The sequence below is a fragment of the Citrobacter europaeus genome, from assembly GCF_037482245.1.
In the GTDB taxonomy this organism is placed as follows: domain Bacteria; phylum Pseudomonadota; class Gammaproteobacteria; order Enterobacterales; family Enterobacteriaceae; genus Citrobacter; species Citrobacter europaeus.
Genome location: NZ_CP148084.1, coordinates 2,470,877 through 2,489,650, shown reverse-complemented (window position 1 = coordinate 2,489,650; position 18,774 = coordinate 2,470,877). Strand labels below are relative to the sequence as shown.

Sequence of the window (18,774 nt, the reverse complement as noted above, 5' to 3'; positions counted from 1 at the left end):
TCATCAACCAGGCTGTAGCGTCTGAGCCGCCATTTGCAGGGCAATAACCGTCCCGTTCATCACTATATGCAGCATAACCGGCATCAACAGCCCGTTACTTCTCAGTCTGGCGATGATCAAAACCTGCGACACAAGAAACAACATCAGCAACGTGCGCAAATCCACATACTGTGTATGCATGATGGCAAAAATGACCGATACCACCACCGACGACAGCCAGGTTTTATTATTGAACCAGTACTGGAATGCGTTGAATAAACAGCCCCTGAAAACAATTTCTTCATAAACTGGCGCAATAAATATCAGAGTCAGAGTGGATAACCACAGCGCGTAGCTGTTTAGGGATATCTGGCTGGTCACCCACGCTTCGGTTTGTCTGAGGCCCAGAATCCATGGCAGGATGAGCTGAATAAACAACAGCGCCACGAACAAAATGGTAAACCACCTGGCGTTGAAAATTCCTTTGCCCAACCCCTCTCTTTTTCTGAAGAAGAAATAATACAGCGGAACCAGCACAACAAATTCCAGCGCAAACAGCAGCGGAAAAAGTAGCCCTTTGGCAAGCAGTGTCTGGCTCGCGGGGAAAAATAACGGGGTAAACGTGAGACCAAACATCAGTAAAAACATGGAAAAACAGCCAGCAACCGCTTTGGTTCTGACGATATACAGGTTGTCGGCATCCTGTGACATACGATCTCCTTGCGCTTATCAAAGATAAGTTGATGAATTATCGATATATGATAAAAATTCTCATTATCACTGACAACCTACCAACTTTTACGCAATGGCCACGGGTTCACACGAGGATTGCGGTATAGCGCTTATCGCCAGAACATTATCGTCAGCTATTTAGTGGAGAATCCGCCAGCGGCAATGAAAAACGGAAACAGGCCCCAGCCGTGGAATTAACCAGGCTGATATCCCCCCCATGCAGCTCGAGCATTCTACGCACAATCAGTAAACCCAGTCCGCCGCGCTCTGCCCGCTGCTCACGGGGAATTAACGCGGTCGGGCGTTGAAATAATACTTCTCGTACAGCCTCTTCTACTCCTGGCCCACTGTCCTGCACTTCTGCTAATAGGCGGTCTGCATCACGCCAGACTTTCAACCGCACCTCACCCCCATCAGGCGTATGACGGATAGCGTTATCCAGCAAATTCGTCACGACTCTTTCCATCATCGACAAATCTGCATTCACCAGCGGTAGCGGTCCCATTACCTCAAGGTGCAACTGCAAGTGACGCGTGGCAACAGGGAGATCAAACTTCTGCGCCACATCCTGGATCAGCTCGCCAATAGCAAATCGTTCACGCTGCGGTTTTATACCGCCATGCTCAAGCCTCGCCAGTTCAAACAGCTGTTGTGACAGATGGCGAACCTTATGTCCCTGGCGCAGCGCGATGCTAAGATAATGCCGATTTTCCTCCGGCGTCATGGTATCGGCTTTCAGCGACAGCATTTCCAGATATCCCAGCAGGGAAGTCAGCGGCGTACGTAAATCGTGCGAAATATTGGCTATAAATTCTCTGCGCTGACGATCGCTATCCGCTAATAAATCCCATTGCAGGGCAATTTTCTGCGCTAATTCGATAAACGCATTGTTCAGCAATGCTATTTCATTTGCCGGTGCCGGTTCGGGATCTTTTTGCGCCAGCTGTTTGATGACGCTAATGCTGTCTTGCTCCAGTTTAACCACCTGTCCTGTCAGTCTTTTCACCGGGTTCGTCACCCATCGCCACACCAGGAATCCAGCGATTGCGCCGGCTAATAAAACCAGTATTAACGTCCAGGCCACGGTATTCCAGAGCGTTTTTTGCCAGGCGGTATTCGCCAGCGTATTCAGGTCTTCGCCCTGCAAAATAATGTACAAATAGCCATGCAGCTCACCGTTCAATAAAACTGGCGCGGCGCTGAATACTTTTTGCTGGCTGCTGCGCGGATCGTTGCCGTATACGGGCAGTTCGTCCGAATTAAGGAAAACCTGAATCGGCTGTACGCTAATTTTCTGTCGCTGAATATGCCCGGGCGGGGCGGCATCGGCGAGTATTTCACCTGACGGAGAGACCAGATACAGCTCCACGCTTGGGTTGAGCGTCATCAGGTGATTAAAAAGTCCTTTTAAGATCTGGCGATTAACCTGACCACTGGCATCAATAAGCGACTCACTTTTGACAATTTTGCTCGCCAGCTCCAGTGAAAGTCTCTGCACCATGGCGTCGCCATACTGTTTACTGCTGCGGATCTGGACAACGCTGACGGTAACAGCGCAAATCAGCATAATGGCGGTAAAGACAAGGGTCAGGCGCTGGCTTAGCGACAGGCGATAAATCATGGCTGATGCTCCGCGTTAACCGCAGCAAGCTTATAGCCCCGTCCCCAAACCGTGAGAATAATTTCCGGCTCCGCAGCATCTTTTTCAATTTTGGTCCGCAGGCGATTGATATGACTGTTCACCGTATGCTCATATCCTTCGTGCTGATAGCCCCACACCTGATCTAACAGCGCCTGACGCGAAAAGACCTCCCCTGGATGACGAGCGAAAAAATAGAGCAGATCGAATTCACGCGGCGTTAAATCGAGGGATTTACCATGCTGGCGGACTTCCCGGGCTAATGGATCAATCTCTACGCCATGGAGGGTGATAATCCCCGCTTCCATACGCAGGTTCTGACTCATAGCCTCCTGACGGCGAAACAGTGCTTTCACCCGGGCCATCAACTCGAGCACCGAGAAAGGTTTGGCCAGATAATCATCGGCCCCCATTTCCAGTCCCAATACGCGATGAGTTTCACTGGTACGGGCGCTGATAATGATGACCGGAAGATAGAAACTCATTTGACGGATCCGACGACAAATCTCCAGACCGTCCACGCCCGGCAGCATCAAATCGAGGATAACGGCATCCCAGACATGCTTCTCAAGTTGCTCAAGCGCTCGTGACCCATCAGCCTCATGAATAATTTCATACCCTTCATCCTTCAGGCTCAGTTGCAAAAGTGCGGCAATATCGCTGTCATCTTCCACCAAAAATATCTTTTTTGCGCCAGCCATCAGTGTCATCCCCCTCTCATCATGCTGAAAGCTTACCTCAGGCAAGGGGCGGAAGTTATCACAAAATTTTTAACTTTTCGTGAGGATCCTGGGATACGCAGGCGCACAGTATGTCGTTATCGACACGCCAGACATCAACAGGGAAACGTCGCTTTGTTTTCCCTACTATGAAAATAAAAAGGAAACGTTATGCAGAAAAAACGTCCACTTCGGGAAGCTGATGTTACAGCCGAGTCAGTATTTTTTATGCAACGACGACAGATCCTCAAAGCACTTGGGATAGGCGCAGCGGCGGCGTCGTTGTCTGCCCCGACACAAGCCGGTTTGTTAAATTGGTTTAAAGGCAACGATCGTCCGCCTGCACCGGCGGGCAAACCACTCGGGTTTACAAAACCCGAGCTTTGGCAAAACAGTCTGCCCCTGACGCCGGAAGACAAAGTGACGGGCTACAACAATTTCTACGAGTTTGGTCTGGATAAAGCCGATCCTGCCGCCAATGCCGGTAGCCTGAAAACCGATCCATGGACGTTGACCATCAGCGGTGAAGTGAACAAACCGTTAACGTTGGATCATGATGCGCTGACCACTCGTTTTCCATTAGAAGAGCGTATTTACCGGATGCGTTGCGTTGAGGCATGGTCGATGGTTGTGCCATGGGTCGGTTTTCCTTTGCATAAATTATTGGCGCTGGTAGAGCCAACCAGCCACGCCAAATACGTCGCCTTTGAAACTCGCTACGCTCCTGATGAAATGCCCGGCCAGAAAGATCGCTTCATTGGTGGTGGGTTGAAATATCCCTATGTTGAAGGTCTGCGTTTGGATGAGGCTATGCATCCGCTGACACTGCTGACCGTGGGCGTGTATGGCAAAGCGTTGCCGCCGCAAAACGGGGCGCCGATACGCCTGACCGTACCCTGGAAGTACGGCTTCAAGGGCATTAAATCGATAGTCAGTATTAAGCTCACGCGCGAGCAGCCGCCGACTACCTGGAATATTTCAGCGCCGAACGAATACGGTTTTTACGCCAATGTAAATCCACAGGTCGATCACCCTCGCTGGTCTCAGGCCACAGAGCGTTTTATCGGTTCGGGTGGCATTCTCGATGTACAGCGACAGCCCACGTTGCCTTTCAATGGTTATGCCGATGAGGTGGCCTCTTTATATCAGGGTATGGATCTACGGGAGTACTTTTAAGTGAGGCTAACCGCAAAACAGATAACCGGCCTGAAAGTACTGCTGCATCTCGCCGGTTTTTTACCCCTGCTGTGGCTCTTCTGGGCCACACAGCATGGCGGATTGGGGACCGACCCGGGAAAAGATATCCAGCACTTTACAGGCATCACCGCACTGAAGTTTTTGCTGGCTACCCTGCTGGTATCACCGCTCGCACGCTACGCAAAGCAGCCTTTGTTATTTCGCACCCGACGGTTGTTAGGCTTGTGGTGCTTTGCATGGGCTACGTTGCATATGCTCAGCTATGCGCTGCTGGAGTTGGGTATGCAAAATCTGGGATTGCTAGGACATGAACTGGTTTCACGCCCATGGCTAACGCTGGGCATGACGGGTTGGATTATCTTACTCCTGCTGACGCTGACCTCCACGCAAGCCGCGCAACGTAAAATGGGCAAAAACTGGCAAACGTTGCACAACTACGTTTACCTGGCCGCCATTTTGCTACCGCTGCATTACCTGTGGTCGGTAAAAGTGTTATCACCGCTCCCCATTATCTACGCCATTTGTTTTGTCGTGTTACTGGCTTTTCGCTATAAAAAGCTGTTACGGAAAACCAGGTATAAAGGTGTGTTTATGAAAAGTGAATGAATCACGGTAAACTTCTTACTACACCTAAGCAGAACGAGAACAAAAAATGAGTAACAATGATAATTACCATCAGCTCACCCGCACGTTCCTGCGGCTCTCTCGCTTCTCCCACCTTTCGGCAATAGCCAGTTGGGACATGTTTACCATGATGCCATCAGGCGGCAGCAAAGCTCGCGGCGAAGCGCTGGCCGAGTTGAGCGTGCTTGAGCATCAGCTGTTAACCGACCCGAAGGTGGCAACGTGGATCGCCGCAGCGCAACAGGAAGATCTCAACGATGTTGAGCAAGCGAACCTTCGCGAAATGTCGCGGCTACATCACCAGGCATCCCTATTGCCCGAATCGTTGGTAGAAGCAAAATCTCTTGCGGGAAGCCGCTGCGAGCATGCCTGGCGTAGTCAGCGACCCGCAAATGACTGGGAAGGATTTGCCGAAAACCTGAAAGAAGTCGTGCAGTACAGCCGCGAAGAAGCCCGACTACGCGCAGACGCAAAAGGCTGTTCGCCTTATGACGCGCTACTGGACATCTTTGAGCCCGGAATGACCAGCGCCCAACTGGATGTCCTGTTTGCAGATGTAAAAAGCTGGCTGCCCGATCTGCTAAACAAGGTGGTGGCAAAACAGTCTCAGCAGTCGCTCATCCCCCCGGTTGGCCCCTTCCCAACCGCTATCCAGCGAGAGTTGGGGCTTGAAACGATGGCGCAGTTGGGATTTGACTTTACGGCTGGCCGACTGGATATCAGCGCACACCCCTTCTGTGGCGGCGTGCCTGAAGACGTTCGTATTACCACTCGCTATGATGAAAATGAATTGCTCAGCGCACTGTTTGGCGTGATTCATGAAACCGGTCATGCCCGCTATGAGCAAAATTTGCCACGTAACTGGTTAGGGCAACCTATCGCTCTGGCACGTTCAACCGCCATTCATGAGTCCCAGAGTCTGTTCTTCGAGATGCAACTGGGACGCAGTAAAGCCTTTCTGACACGGTTAATTCCTGCTGTAACGCGCCACTTTGGCGATCAGGCTGCATTTGAAGAAAGCAATTTCATCGCCTGGAACCAGCAGGTTAAACCCGGGTTTATTCGTGTTGATGCCGACGAGGTGAGCTATCCCGCTCACGTGATCCTGCGTTATGAAATCGAACGCGCGCTCATCAATGGCGATATTGAAGTGGATGATATCCCGGCATTGTGGAATGAGAAAATGCAGGCCTGGCTGGGGCTGTCAACGATCGGAAACTATCGTAACGGTTGTATGCAGGATATTCACTGGACCGACGGCGGCTTTGGCTACTTCCCTTCCTATACCTTGGGCGCCATGTATGCGGCGCAGTTGTTCAGTGCCGCAAACCGCGCACTGCCTGACTTGAATCAGTCTATTGCGCAAGGTGAGTTTGGTCCCCTGTTTGACTGGTTACGTCAGAACATCTGGCAGCATGGCAGCCGTTTCACCACTGAACAACTTATTACCCAGGCCACCGGAGAGCCGCTTAGCAGCCGTTATTTCCGCGCCCACCTGGAAGCCCGCTATTTGTAATCTCATACCGTGAGTCATTGTACATATCGTTACACGTCGATACCAATGACTCACGGAAGCCCTGTGATTACAGCGATATAGTTATTTCAACGGCCCCGCAGTGGGGTTGAATGAAAAACCAAATCGAGGGTATGAGAATGAAAAAAGTATTAGCTCTGGTTGTTGCCGCTGCTATGGGTCTGTCTTCTGCTGCATTTGCTGCTGAAACAACTGCTACAACCGCTCCGGCTGCTGCTGCAACCACTAAAGCTGCGCCGGCAAAAACCACGCATCATAAAAAACAGCACAAAGCAGCGCCGCAGAAAGCTCAGGCTGCCAAGAAACACGCTAAAAAATCCACCACAAAACCGGCTGTAGAACAAAAAGCACCAGAGCAGAAAGCTCAGGCCGCTAAAAAACACACCAAAAAAGCAGCAACCAAACCAGTAGCAGAACAAAAAGCACCAGAGCAAAAAGCTCAGGCCGCTAAAAAACACACCAAAAAAGCAGTAAAACACGACACCGCTAAACCAGCAGCTCAACCTGCTGCATAACACATTTGTAGTCACTATGGCGTCCCCCACGCCATAGCATACGGCGCTAAATCGATCTGATTTAGCGCCGCCTTTCGGAGGGTAAAATGGTGTCACATTACCGCTTTGAGTTCATTCTTATTACCTTAATAATTTGCGCCTTCATTGCCATGCATTTTTATCTTTCCTGAGTGTAGTTATCTGATTTTACTCCCACTTTCCCGCCGTCCCGTCTATAGTATTAACTGAGGGTTTGCTGTTAAAAATCATAATTCCCCACCAGAGTGTGATATGCATAAAACCATTGCTGTGTTACTGGGTTCAATTTGTTTACTTCCTGTCGTTGCGCATGCGGACCAGCCTGCAACAGCCAGCGCTGAAGCAGAAAACATAAAAACGTTATTTTTTGGTCATGACGATCGCACCAAGGTGACCGACCCAACGCAATCTCCGTGGGACGCTATCGGGCAACTGGAAACCGCCAGTGGTAACTTGTGTACCGCCACGCTCATTTCACCACGTCTGGCACTGACGGCCGGACACTGCTTACTCACCCCGCCGAAAGGCAAGCCGGATAAAGCCGTGGTGTTACGCTTCGTGTCGAAAAAGGGTGTCTGGCGCTATGAAATTCATGGAATCGAAGGCCGGGTTGATCCTTCGCTCGGAAAACGTTTAAAAGCCGATGGTGATGGCTGGATAGTACCGCCTTCCGCGGCCCCGTGGGATTTTGGTCTGGTGGTGCTGCGTTACCCACCTTCTGGGATCACACCGCTGCCATTATTTGAAGGTGATAAAGCAGCATTAACCGCAGCGCTGAAAACCGCAGATCGTAAAGTTACGCAGTCGGGCTATCCGGAAGATCATCTTGACGACTTATACACGCATCAGGATTGCGTAGTGACCGGCTGGGCGCAAAATACCGTTCTGTCACACCAGTGCGACACGCTCCCGGGCGACAGCGGTTCACCATTGATGTTGAAGACTGATTCAGGCTGGCAGTTGATTGGAGTACAAAGCTCTGCTCCGGCGGCGAAAGATCGCTGGCGGGCCGATAATCGCGCTATATCCGTAACCGGTTTTCGCGATAAGCTGGAAGAGTTGGCGAAGGAATAACACATGCTGCCCGCATTAACGGGCAGCACGGATATCAGGCAAGTTTTATCATTATCATCCCGGCAAGCAACAACGCCACGCCGATCCAGCCTTTATTATTCAGGCGTTGACCAAACAACACCCAGCCTGCCGCTAACGTCGCGGCAATCCCGAATCCGCCCCACAGGGCGTAGGCTACTGAAAGGTCGATACCTTTTACCGCCTGCGACAACGCGCTAAAGGCCGCGAGCACGGCAGCCAGCGACAATACGCCATAAATCTTGCGGCGAAATCCATCAGAAAACTTCAGAAAGACGTTAGCGACAATTTCCAGCACGATGGCCATACCAAGCCATGCGCCGTGAACCCACTCAAACTGCTGCATGGGTCACCTCTCTACCCGCTTTTGTCGGTTTTCGTGTACCTGATTTAATCAGTACAATACCTAACACTAGCGAGACCAGACCTGCCACCTTCATTGTGGACAAGGTTTCATCAAATAACAGCACACTAAATAGCGTAATAAATAAAATACCGATACCTTCCCACAAGGCATAGGCCACACCAAGGGCAATTTTTTTAACGGCAAAACTGAGAAAAATATACGATAAGGCGATCATTACCAGCATTAAAATAAAGCCCGAATTACCATGACCGACGCTTGCCCATTTCATTGACAGCGTACCAGTAATTTCAGCCGCGATGGCCAGACCTAATAATATCCAGTAAAACATGATGCTTCTCCTGCTTGAGAATATAGTCCTTTGGGCCTACTGCATGCAGTAAACCAAAAAAATAAAATTAGTTAGCTCAGCGCACAGCGCCAGCTCAGGCAGAAGAAGGGACTAAAGCGCGTTGCGCCAGTGTTGCTCACCCGCAAGCAAGAAAGTGGAGGAGGTACGAAGAAGTGTAGGTAAACGCAAAAACATCCTGAACATATTGTCCATAATATTACAATTATCCGCAGTGTTGCTTCTCATCATCGCGGATGATAATTGTCCTCGGTAGTTAAACACAGATGATTTGTATCATAGCTGCAAGACGAACTCAAAGTCTTTTCACTTCTTTACCTGCCCCGTTTGATTTTTGTTATAACGGCTCGACGCAAATCACACTATTATTCAGATTCAAAAATGAAAAACGCAGGAATACCTATGGCGAAACCGATCATCACGCTTAACGGCCTAAAAATAGTCATTATGCTGGGCATGCTGGTTATCATCCTGAGCGGCATCCGCTTTGCCGCAGATATCATCGTCCCCTTTATTTTGGCGTTATTTATTGCCGTTGTGCTAAACCCCGTGGTGCAGCGGATGGTCAAACTTCGCATACCGCGCGTATTCGCGGTGTCATTGCTCATCGTTATTATTGTGATGCTAATGGTGCTGCTGTTAGCGTATTTAGGTACATCCTTAAATGAGCTTGCGCGTACGCTGCCACAGTATCGTTCTTCCCTGGTTATCCCGCTTAAAAATCTCGAACCGTGGCTACAGCGCGCAGGGATCGGCGTTTCCGTGGACGAACTCGTCAAATATATCGATCCGAACGCGGCAATGACGCTGGTGACCAATTTACTGACGCAGCTGTCTAATGCCATGTCGTCAATATTTTTGCTGCTGCTGACGGTAGTGTTTATGCTGCTGGAAGTTCCGCAGCTACCCAACAAGCTCAAGCAAATGATGAGTCGTCCCATTGAGGGAATGGCGGCGATTCAACGCGCTATCGACAGTGTATCCCACTATCTGGTGCTAAAAACGGCGATCAGCATTGTGACCGGGCTGGTAGCCTGGGGCATGCTCTCAGCACTCGACGTGCGTTTCGCCTTTGTCTGGGGATTGCTGGCCTTTGCTCTCAACTATATTCCTAATATCGGTTCGGTGCTGGCAGCCATTCCGCCTATTGCTCAGGTGCTGGTATTTAGCGGCCTTTACGATGCCCTGGTCGTATTGGCGGGTTATCTGGTCATTAATTTGGTGTTTGGAAATATCCTCGAACCGCGGATCATGGGGCGTGGGCTTGGGTTATCTACACTGGTGGTGTTTCTGTCGTTGATCTTCTGGGGCTGGTTGTTGGGGCCAGTCGGGATGCTGCTTTCTGTACCGCTGACCATCATCGTGAAAATCGCTCTCGAACAAACCAACGGCGGTCAAAGCATTGCCGTGTTGCTCAGCGATCTCAACAAAGAATGAACGATTGCCCCGACATCGCGGGGCATCTGTTTATCGTTTTGCGCGCAGCGCCAGTATGGCGCTTAACAAGGTAAATAACGCAATTATCCATGCCATTGTCCATGGCGTTCCGTCGCTGAAGGCGGTTAGCAGCAACGACGAGATAATGCCACTACCGTATTGTAACGCACCAATCAGCGCCGAGGCTGAACCGGCAATGTTCGGTACCGCATCCAGCGCGGCAGCGGTTGAAGTCGCAGCGATGATGCCATTCATCGAGAAAAACAAAAAAACGGTGACGATAATGGCAACAACGCCACCTGACTCCAGTTTAACCAGCAGCGCAAGCGCCACTGCGACCAGCGCCGCCAACATCGTCGCATACTTTAGTAGTTGTTCCAGAGCGTGGCGTTGCACCAGACGACGGTTTACCACGCTCATGGCCATGACCCCGACAATATTGAGCGCAAACAGCCAGCCGTAATGCTGTGGGTCAACATGGTAATAGCTAATATAAACAAACGGCGAACCAGTAATAAACGCGTACGCTGCAACGTAATAACACGTCAGACTCAGGGTGTAGCGCATAAAATGGCCATTGGCTAATAACGACCGGTAATGACGAAATGCGCCAGCCAAAGAGGCTTTCACCCGTTTCTCTTCCGGGAATGTTTCCGGCAACCAGTTCAAAGAGATAAACATCAGCGCGCCGATCACCACCAGTAGCCAAAAAACAGAGTGCCAGGTACTCAGGCGAATTATTTGTCCGCCAATCAACGGTCCCGCTATTGGCGCAATCGCCATTACCAGCACCAGAGTTGAAAGCATTTGCGCCGCGCGAGTGCGCGCAAACAGATCGCGGATCATCGCCCGCGCCAGCATAGGTCCGGTACAGGCACCAAGGGCCTGAAAAACCCGCCAGAATACAATTTGCGTGATACTCGTAGACATCGCGCATCCTGCAGAGCCGATGATAAAAAACACCATGCCAATAAACAGCGGTTTACGCCTTCCCAGATGATCGCTTATCGGCCCCCAAATCAACTGTGCAATGGCAAAACCTATCAAAAAACCGGTGACGGTCAGTTCCACATTGCCCTGTAAATCCTCGGCCATGGTCGGCATTGCCGGAAGATAAATGTCGGTGGAAAGCGAGGTAAAGGCCATCAGGCCGCTGAGGATCAGAATAAAAGTAAGCCCGGTCTGGCTTGCGGAAACTACCGGCGAAGCATGTTCACGTGTACGCATAGCGTCCTGTCATGTTCTAAAAAGTCAGGCAGCAGTATATACACGACGTATTATGGTGATTAGACAGCTAAAACCGCATGGGTTTATGAACTGCAATCATCAATAACGGCATATTAATAAAAACGGCCTCCGCAGAGGCCGTCTTGGTTTTCGCTAACGATTACAGCGCTTTCAGGATTGCATCCACGCTGGCTTTGGCGTCGCCAAACAGCATATGGGTGTTTTCTTTAAAGAACAGCGGGTTCTGCACACCAGCATAGCCGGTGTTCATCGAACGTTTGAACACAATAACGTTCTGCGCTTTCCATACTTCCAGCACCGGCATTCCGGCGATTGGGCTGTGTGGATCGTCCTGCGCCGCCGGGTTTACCGTATCGTTGGCGCCAATCACCAGCACGGTATCGGTATCGGCGAAATCATCGTTGATCTCATCCATTTCCAGCACGATGTCATAAGGTACTTTGGCTTCCGCCAACAATACGTTCATATGACCTGGCAAGCGCCCTGCTACCGGGTGAATACCGAAGCGCACTTTGATGCCGCGCGCGCGCAGTTTCTCGGTAATTTCCGCTACCGGGTACTGCGCCTGTGCCACTGCCATGCCATAGCCCGGGGTGATTATCACGGAGTGCGAGTTCTTCAGCATTTCTGCCGTGTCTTCCGCAGTAATCTCACGATGTTCACCGACTTCTTCATCAGACCCGGTAGAAGAACCGTCAGAACCAAAGCCACCTGCAATAACGCTGAAAAATGAACGGTTCATCGCCTTACACATGATGTAAGACAGGATCGCACCAGAAGAACCGACCAGCGCACCGGTAACGATCAGCAGATCGTTGCTCAGCATAAAGCCCGCCGCCGCTGCCGCCCATCCTGAATAGGAGTTGAGCATTGAAACGACGACTGGCATATCCGCACCGCCGATAGACGCCACCAGATGCCAGCCAAAAGCCAGAGCAATAATGGTCATCACCAGCAGCGCCAGGACCTGCAGGCCCACGCTTTCGGTACGAACAAACACCACCAGCAACAGGAAAGAAACAACCAGCGCCGCCAGGTTCATTTTATGACGATTCGGCAACATCAGCGGTTTAGAGGAGATCTTGCCGCGCAATTTGCCAAACGCCACCACGGAACCGGTAAAGGTCACCGCACCGATGAAGATACCCAGGAACACTTCCGTCAGGTGAATGTTCACCAGAATCGGTTCCAGGCCCGTGTCGTGATACAGGTAGCTGTTGAAACCCACCAGAACTGCAGCCAGACCGACGAAGCTGTGCAGAATTGCCACCAGCTCCGGCATCTCGGTCATCTCAACTTTCTTCGCCAGACGAATACCAATCGCGCCGCCGATGATCATCGCCACCAGGATCCACGCAACGTTGCCGGTATCCGGGCCAAAAATCGTTGCAATCAGCGCAATCGCCATCCCGGCGATACCGTAGTTGTTACCCTGCTGAGAGGTTTCGTGTTTCGAAAGCCCCGCCAGGCTGAAAATAAACAGGATCGCGGCAACAATGTATGCAGCTGTAACTAATCCTCCAGACATATGTTACCCCTTAGTTTTTCCGGAACATTTTCAGCATGCGCTGAGTCACGGTGAAGCCACCGAAAATATTAATGCTGGCAATAAGCACCGCGATAAAGCTCAGGAAACTCACCCAGCCACCCTGGCCAATTTGCAATAACGCCCCGACAACGATGATTCCGGAGATGGCGTTGGTCACGGACATCAACGGAGTATGCAGCGCGTGCGACACATTCCAGACCACGTAGTAACCCACCACGCAGGACAGCGCGAACACCGTAAAGTGGCCAAGAAACTCTTTCGGCGCAACGTCGGCGAGCCAGCCAAACAAAATGACCACCAGCGCCATCACCGCATATTTGCGCCACGGTGAGACTGGCTTTTTCTCTTCTTTCGGCGCTGGCGCGGCTTTCGGCGCAGCCTGCGGCTGAGCAGATACCTGGATAGGCGGCGCAGGCCAGGTGATTTCACCCTCGCGTACCACCGTGACACCACGTACTACCACGTCGTCAAAATCGACGGTGATATTGCCGTCCTTCTCTTTGCACAACAGTTTGAGCAGGTTGACGAGGTTCGTGCCGTACAGTTGGGAAGATTGCGTCGGCAGACGGCCTGGCAGATCGGTATAACCAATAACCTTCACCCCGTTTTCGGTGGTGGTTACCTGGTTAGGGACCGTGTATTCGCAGTTACCGCCGTTTTGCGCGGCGAGATCGACAATCACGCTGCCAGCCTTCATCGAATCAACCATTTCACGGGTGATCAGTTTCGGAGCAGGTTTGCCCGGGATCAGCGCGGTGGTAACGATAATGTCGACATCTTTCGCCTGTGCAGCGAAGAGTTCCATTTCGGCTTTGATGAACGCCTCGGACATTACCTTAGCGTAACCGTCGCCGCTGCCCGCCTCTTCTTTGAAGTCCAGTTCAAGGAACTCAGCGCCCATACTCTGAACTTGTTCTTTCACTTCCGGACGGGTGTCAAAAGCACGAACGATAGCGCCCAGGCTGTTTGCCGCACCAATAGCCGCCAGACCTGCAACACCTGCACCGATTACCATCACCTTGGCCGGTGGAACCTTGCCCGCGGCGGTAATCTGGCCGGTAAAGAAACGACCAAATTCATGTGCAGCTTCAACAATAGCGCGATACCCGGCGATATTCGCCATCGAGCTTAAGGCATCCAGCGACTGCGCGCGCGAAATACGCGGCACGGAGTCCATCGCCATCACCGTCACGTTGCGCTCAGCAAGCTTTTGCAACAGCTCAGGGTTTTGCGCGGGCCAAAGAAAACTCACCAGCGTCGTGCCCGGATTGAGTAACGAAATTTCCGTCTCTTCCGGTGCGTTGACCTTCAGGATAATCTCTGACTGCCAGACGGTATTTCCGTCAACAATTTCTGCGCCTGCCTGAACAAACGCCTTATCGTCAAAACTCGCCAGTTGACCTGCGCCGCTTTCAACCGCGACGCTGAAACCCAACTTAAGCAGCTGCTCAACCGTTTTCGGCGTGGCTGCTACGCGGGTTTCATTGGTTAACCGTTCTCTTGGTATGCCAATTCGCATAATGTTCCCTTCCATCTGTATTTATGATGATGGTTTATCAATGTTCGCACGAGGCATGCGCGCACTCTCGAAAGAGGTCAGTGTTACCTCAATAAAATAAAACAGTAACAAACTCTGTATAACCTACTGAAAATGACGCTTGTGATCTAGCGCCAAAAAACAGTATTTATTATGAAATTCGCAAAATAGAGATGAATCGAACGGCAGGCAGATAAAATGCCCTAAAAATAGCCCACAAAGGCCGATAATTCGCTCAAGCGAAGCGGCAAAACATGATTACGTGCCTGCCAAAAACAATTAATTAACATTAAATTAACTTATGAAATTCAACTGCTTTATCAGTTTTGCTCGCCAAACGCCGAAATTTTCGACATATCACAAAATGTTATCGATGTTGTTACGTCAGGTGGCACGATGAGTGAAAATTGACGCAGACACTGACACAATTTAAATGCAATAATCAGCGACGTTTCTAGTCAATAACAATACCAGTACCTGGTTTGCGCAAGGCGAAGGATTATTTTTATGAAGCTTAAGAACACTCTCCTGGCGTCCGCACTTATTTCTGCGACTGCTTTTTCTGTAAATGCAGCGACAGAATTGACGCCGGAGCAAGCGGCTGCACTGAAACCCTATGACCGCATTGTGGTTACCGGTCGTTTTAATGCTATCGGTGATGCGGTGACCGCCGTATCACGCCGTGCAGATAAAGACGGTGCAGCCTCCTTTTATGTTGTTGATACCTCAGATTTTGGCAGCGGCGGTAACTGGCGCGTTGTAGCCGACATCTATAAAGCCGACGCTGAAAAAGCGGAAGCATCCAAAAACCGTGTCATTAACGGCGTTATGGAATTACCGAAAGATCAGGCCGTTCTGTTAGAACCATTCGATACCGTTACGGTGCAGGGTTTCTACCGCAGCCAGCCTGAAGTGAACGATGCCATCACCAAAGCAGCGAAAGAGAAAGGCGCCTACTCCTTCTATATCGTGCGCCAGGTCGATGCTAACCAGGGTGGCAACCAGCGTATTACTGCATTCATCTATAAAGCTGATGCGAAAAAACGCGTAGTACAAAGCCCTGATGCGATCCCAGCAGATTCCGATGCCGGTCGTGCCGCATTAGCTGCAGGTGGCGAAGCCGCGAAGAAAGTTGAGATCCCAGGTGTTGCGACTACCGCGTCTCCGAGCGCTGAAGTTGGTCGTTTCTTCGAAACGCAATCCACCAAAGGCGGACGTTACACCGTCACGCTTCCGGATGGAACCAAAGTTGAAGAACTGAACAAAGCAACTGCCGCGATGATGGTGCCATTCGACAGCATCAAGTTCACCGGTAACTATGGCAACATGACCGAAATCTCTTACCAGGTAGCTAAACGCGCAGCGAAGAAAGGCGCTAAGTACTATCACATCACCCGCCAGTGGTCAGAACGTGGTAACAACATGACCATTAGCGCTGACCTGTATAAGTAATACCCAATTCCTTATCAGGTCTACAACCCTGTAGGCCTGATAATTTCCCGCCACCCAGTCTTCCGGTAAAACAAAAACAGCAGTATTAAGACAACTTTTCACACTATTAGTCACAAATCTCTCTATCCCCATTGCATGCGTTCTCTTCTCTCCGTAAAATCCCGCGCCTTAGTGGCTTTCACCATTTTTATGCGGTTTGCCAAAATAATTATTCTCTCACTCTCGTTTTTGTCACTGGATACAAATGGAAAAGAAATTGGGTCTGAGCGCACTCACCGCGCTGGTTTTAAGCTCAATGCTCGGCGCTGGCGTTTTCAGCCTGCCACAAAATATGGCGGCGGTAGCGAGCCCGGCTGCATTACTGATTGGTTGGGCGATTACCGGTGCAGGTATCCTTTTGCTCGCCTTTGCCATGCTGATCCTGACGCGTATCCGTCCTGAACTCGATGGCGGCATCTTTACCTATGCACGTGAAGGTTTCGGTGAGCTGATTGGCTTCTGCTCCGCATGGGGGTACTGGCTGTGTGCTGTTATCGCTAACGTTTCGTATCTGGTGATCGTTTTCTCTGCGTTCAGCTTCTTCACCGATACACCAGAGTTACGTCTGTTTGGCGACGGTAATACCTGGCAGTCGATTGTTGGCGCATCGGTGCTGTTGTGGGTAGTCCATTTTCTGGTACTGCGTGGTGTGCAAACGGCTGCCAGTATTAACCTGGCCGCGACGCTGGCAAAATTATTGCCGCTTGGCCTGTTTATCGTCCTGGCGTTCATGCTGTTTAAGCTCGATACCTTTACCCTCGATTTTACTGGCGTTGCATTGGGCGTTCCCGTCTGGGAGCAGGTTAAAAACACCATGCTCATCACCCTGTGGGTTTTCATCGGTGTGGAGGGCGCGGTGGTGGTTTCAGCCCGTGCCAGAAATAAACGCGATGTTGGACGCGCTACCCTGCTGGCGGTACTCGCCGCGCTGGGCGTCTACCTACTGGTTACCCTGCTGTCTCTGGGCGTTGTCGCGCGTCCCGAACTGGCGGAGATCCGCAACCCGTCAATGGCAGGCCTGATGGTGGAAATGATGGGGCCATGGGGTGAAATTATTATTGCCGCAGGCCTGATTGTCTCAGTGTGCGGTGCCTATTTAAGCTGGACCATTATGGCGGCGGAAGTACCGTTCCTCGCCTCTACGCACAAAGCGTTTCCACGCATTTTTGCGCGCCAGAACGCGCAAGGCGCGCCGTCAGCATCTCTGTGGCTGACCAACATCTGCGTTCAGATCTGCCTGGTGCTGATCTGGCTCACCGGTTCGGACTACAATACGTTATTGACCATCGCCTCAGAGATGATTCTGGTGCCCTATTTGCTGGTCGGCGCCTTTCTACTGAAAATTGCCACCCGTCCAATTCATAGGGCTGTTGGTATCGGAGCGAGTATTTATGGCATATGGTTATTGTATGCCTCAGGTCCGATGCACCTGCTGCTGTCCGTGGTGCTGTATGCGCCAGGACTGCTGGTTTTCCTTTATGCCCGTAAAACGCACGCGCATGAAAATGTATTAAAACGTCAGGAGATGGCGCTGATCGGCCTGCTGCTTGTTGCTGCTGTTCCGGCGACCTGGATGTTGATGGGGTAACATTGTCCCCATCGTTCGCGACACATGGAGATTACGATGGGTAAAAAAAACCCTTTGCCAATTCTTATCACCGGAGGAGGTCGACGTATCGGCCTCGCCGTCGCATGGCATTTTATAAATCAAAAACAGCCGGTTATCGTCAGCTACCGCACGCATTATCCGGCCATTGACGGCCTGCGAGATGCCGGTGTGCTGTGTATCCAGGCTGATTTTTCCAGCGATGAAGGCGTGCTGGCTTTTGCTGATGAAGTCAAAACACATACAGATGGCCTGCGCGGCATTGTGCATAATGCCAGTGCCTGGCTCGCAGAAAAGCCCGGTACTCCGCTGACCGAAGTGCTGTCAGCCATGATGCAGATTCACGTCAATACCCCCTACCTGCTCAACCACGCACTGGAAGGATTGTTGCGCGGTCACGGACACGCTGCCAGCGATATTATCCATTTTACAGATTACGTGGTGGAGCGAGGCAGCGATAAGCACATTGCTTATGCTGCCAGCAAAGCGGCGCTGGACAATATGACCCGCTCGTTCGCCCGCAAACTGGCGCCGGAAGTGAAAGTCAACGCGATTGCCCCCTCGTTAATCCTGTTTAACGAGGGTGACGATGCAGAATATCGTCAGCAGGCATTGAACAAATCACTGATGAAAACAGCACCGGGTGAAAAAGAGGTCATTGACCTAATTGACTATCTGTTAACCAGCTGTTTTGTCACCGGACGTAGTTTTGCCCTGGATGGTGGGCGTCATCTACGTTAGTGCAGTTTAATCCAACAAAAAATCAGCAACCACGCGCTCAGGCCCCAGCATACTACTGAACTGCCGAGCGCAACGGGTAAGCGCATAAATCCGGTGAAATACCACAGCGAAACGAGGTAGACAAAATAAGGAATAATCGACCACATGCTGAAGACAATGGTTGTACGTAACGCCTCGATCCCACGTTCACTGGCCACGATATAATGGGCAATCAACGCAAAGGTTGGGAACAACGGAATTAATCCGGCAATATAGTAGTTCTTTGTTTTCGCCAGCAAACCAATCAACACCACCACCAGCGCACCGAGCGCCGCTTTTATAACGAGTCCCATCACCCTGCCTTAACACATCAATAACATCAGCCTCTAGCATAACGGAAGCGTTCTTGTTTAGAAAAGATTAA

At 51.0% G+C, this 18,774-nt stretch carries 19 protein-coding genes; 9 read left to right on the top strand and 10 right to left on the bottom strand.

What is annotated here, in order from left to right; all coding sequences use genetic code 11:
* Window positions 1–3 precede the first annotated feature (3 nt).
* The 3 genes from WHR59_RS11745 to WHR59_RS11735 all read right to left on the bottom strand — a co-directional run bounded on the left by WHR59_RS11745 (window position 4) and on the right by WHR59_RS11735 (window position 3,051).
* The gene (locus tag WHR59_RS11745) at window positions 4–690 is read right to left on the bottom strand and encodes a CPBP family intramembrane glutamic endopeptidase (RefSeq protein WP_043016382.1); all 687 of its coding nucleotides are present in this window, start codon (window positions 688–690) and stop codon (window positions 4–6) included.
* A 151-nt stretch (window positions 691–841) separates the two neighbouring features.
* Window positions 842–2,332, bottom strand: coding sequence for a sensor histidine kinase (locus WHR59_RS11740; RefSeq protein WP_075146144.1), 1,491 nt, complete (start codon window positions 2,330–2,332; stop codon window positions 842–844).
* The gene (locus WHR59_RS11735; protein ID WP_080626309.1) at window positions 2,329–3,051 is read right to left on the bottom strand and encodes a response regulator transcription factor; all 723 of its coding nucleotides are present in this window, start codon (window positions 3,049–3,051) and stop codon (window positions 2,329–2,331) included. Before WHR59_RS11735 ends, WHR59_RS11740 begins: the two co-directional genes overlap by 4 nt.
* A gap of 189 nt (window positions 3,052–3,240) precedes the next feature.
* On the opposite strand from WHR59_RS11735, the gene msrP reads away from it, so the two are divergent.
* The 5 genes from msrP to WHR59_RS11710 all read left to right on the top strand — a co-directional run bounded on the left by msrP (window position 3,241) and on the right by WHR59_RS11710 (window position 8,031).
* Window positions 3,241–4,245: a protein-methionine-sulfoxide reductase catalytic subunit MsrP gene (gene msrP, locus WHR59_RS11730; protein WP_338844026.1), complete on the top strand. Its 1,005-nt coding sequence runs from the start codon at window positions 3,241–3,243 to the stop codon at window positions 4,243–4,245.
* Complete coding sequence (msrQ, locus tag WHR59_RS11725; RefSeq protein ID WP_200000713.1) at window positions 4,246–4,872, top strand: protein-methionine-sulfoxide reductase heme-binding subunit MsrQ; 627 nt, start codon at window positions 4,246–4,248, stop codon at window positions 4,870–4,872.
* 46 nt (window positions 4,873–4,918) lie between these two features.
* Window positions 4,919–6,406, top strand: coding sequence for a carboxypeptidase M32 (locus tag WHR59_RS11720; RefSeq protein ID WP_087053252.1), 1,488 nt, complete (start codon window positions 4,919–4,921; stop codon window positions 6,404–6,406).
* Window positions 6,407–6,543: 137 nt separating this feature from the next.
* Window positions 6,544–6,939 (top strand): acid resistance repetitive basic protein Asr, encoded by a 396-nt coding sequence (asr, locus tag WHR59_RS11715; protein WP_087053251.1) that lies wholly within the window; start codon window positions 6,544–6,546, stop codon window positions 6,937–6,939.
* Between the two features lie 270 nt (window positions 6,940–7,209).
* Window positions 7,210–8,031 (top strand): trypsin-like serine peptidase, encoded by an 822-nt coding sequence (locus WHR59_RS11710; RefSeq protein WP_087053250.1) that lies wholly within the window; start codon window positions 7,210–7,212, stop codon window positions 8,029–8,031.
* A gap of 34 nt (window positions 8,032–8,065) precedes the next feature.
* Here WHR59_RS11710 and mdtI read toward each other — a convergent pair whose 3' ends face one another.
* From mdtI to WHR59_RS24485, 3 genes are all read right to left on the bottom strand, one after another.
* Complete coding sequence (gene mdtI / locus WHR59_RS11705; RefSeq protein WP_043016389.1) at window positions 8,066–8,395, bottom strand: multidrug/spermidine efflux SMR transporter subunit MdtI; 330 nt, start codon at window positions 8,393–8,395, stop codon at window positions 8,066–8,068.
* Window positions 8,382–8,747 (bottom strand): multidrug/spermidine efflux SMR transporter subunit MdtJ, encoded by a 366-nt coding sequence (gene mdtJ / locus WHR59_RS11700; protein ID WP_167373452.1) that lies wholly within the window; start codon window positions 8,745–8,747, stop codon window positions 8,382–8,384. The genes mdtI and mdtJ overlap by 14 nt, the downstream gene beginning before the upstream one ends.
* 108 nt (window positions 8,748–8,855) lie before the next feature.
* Window positions 8,856–9,026 carry a hypothetical protein gene (locus WHR59_RS24485; protein WP_087050578.1) on the bottom strand — a complete coding sequence of 57 codons (171 nt, stop codon included), beginning with the start codon at window positions 9,024–9,026 and terminating at the stop codon, window positions 8,856–8,858.
* A 138-nt stretch (window positions 9,027–9,164) separates the two neighbouring features.
* Between WHR59_RS24485 and WHR59_RS11695 the strand changes: the two genes are divergently transcribed.
* On the top strand, window positions 9,165–10,199 hold the full coding sequence (locus WHR59_RS11695) for an AI-2E family transporter (protein WP_043016391.1): 1,035 nt from the start codon (window positions 9,165–9,167) through the stop codon (window positions 10,197–10,199).
* A gap of 30 nt (window positions 10,200–10,229) precedes the next feature.
* Here WHR59_RS11695 and WHR59_RS11690 read toward each other — a convergent pair whose 3' ends face one another.
* From WHR59_RS11690 to pntA, 3 genes are all read right to left on the bottom strand, one after another.
* The gene (locus tag WHR59_RS11690) at window positions 10,230–11,426 is read right to left on the bottom strand and encodes a multidrug effflux MFS transporter (RefSeq protein ID WP_338844022.1); all 1,197 of its coding nucleotides are present in this window, start codon (window positions 11,424–11,426) and stop codon (window positions 10,230–10,232) included.
* Window positions 11,427–11,586: 160 nt separating this feature from the next.
* On the bottom strand, window positions 11,587–12,975 hold the full coding sequence (pntB, locus tag WHR59_RS11685; RefSeq protein WP_043016393.1) for a Re/Si-specific NAD(P)(+) transhydrogenase subunit beta: 1,389 nt from the start codon (window positions 12,973–12,975) through the stop codon (window positions 11,587–11,589).
* A 10-nt stretch (window positions 12,976–12,985) separates the two neighbouring features.
* Window positions 12,986–14,515 carry a Re/Si-specific NAD(P)(+) transhydrogenase subunit alpha gene (gene pntA, locus WHR59_RS11680; RefSeq protein ID WP_080625158.1) on the bottom strand — a complete coding sequence of 510 codons (1,530 nt, stop codon included), beginning with the start codon at window positions 14,513–14,515 and terminating at the stop codon, window positions 12,986–12,988.
* 525 nt (window positions 14,516–15,040) lie between these two features.
* On the opposite strand from pntA, the gene ydgH reads away from it, so the two are divergent.
* The 3 genes from ydgH to folM all read left to right on the top strand — a co-directional run bounded on the left by ydgH (window position 15,041) and on the right by folM (window position 18,371).
* Window positions 15,041–15,985 carry a DUF1471 family protein YdgH gene (gene ydgH, locus WHR59_RS11675; protein WP_043016395.1) on the top strand — a complete coding sequence of 315 codons (945 nt, stop codon included), beginning with the start codon at window positions 15,041–15,043 and terminating at the stop codon, window positions 15,983–15,985.
* Between the two features lie 244 nt (window positions 15,986–16,229).
* Window positions 16,230–17,612 carry an amino acid permease gene (locus WHR59_RS11670; RefSeq protein ID WP_047411385.1) on the top strand — a complete coding sequence of 461 codons (1,383 nt, stop codon included), beginning with the start codon at window positions 16,230–16,232 and terminating at the stop codon, window positions 17,610–17,612.
* 36 nt (window positions 17,613–17,648) lie between these two features.
* Window positions 17,649–18,371: a dihydromonapterin reductase gene (folM, locus tag WHR59_RS11665; RefSeq protein ID WP_100194405.1), complete on the top strand. Its 723-nt coding sequence runs from the start codon at window positions 17,649–17,651 to the stop codon at window positions 18,369–18,371.
* Here the strand turns inward: folM and WHR59_RS11660 are convergent.
* A complete protein-coding gene (locus WHR59_RS11660; RefSeq protein ID WP_043016398.1) occupies window positions 18,368–18,703 on the bottom strand; it encodes a GlpM family protein in 336 nt (111 codons plus the stop codon). The genes folM and WHR59_RS11660 overlap by 4 nt on opposite strands.
* Window positions 18,704–18,774: the final 71 nt, after the last annotated feature.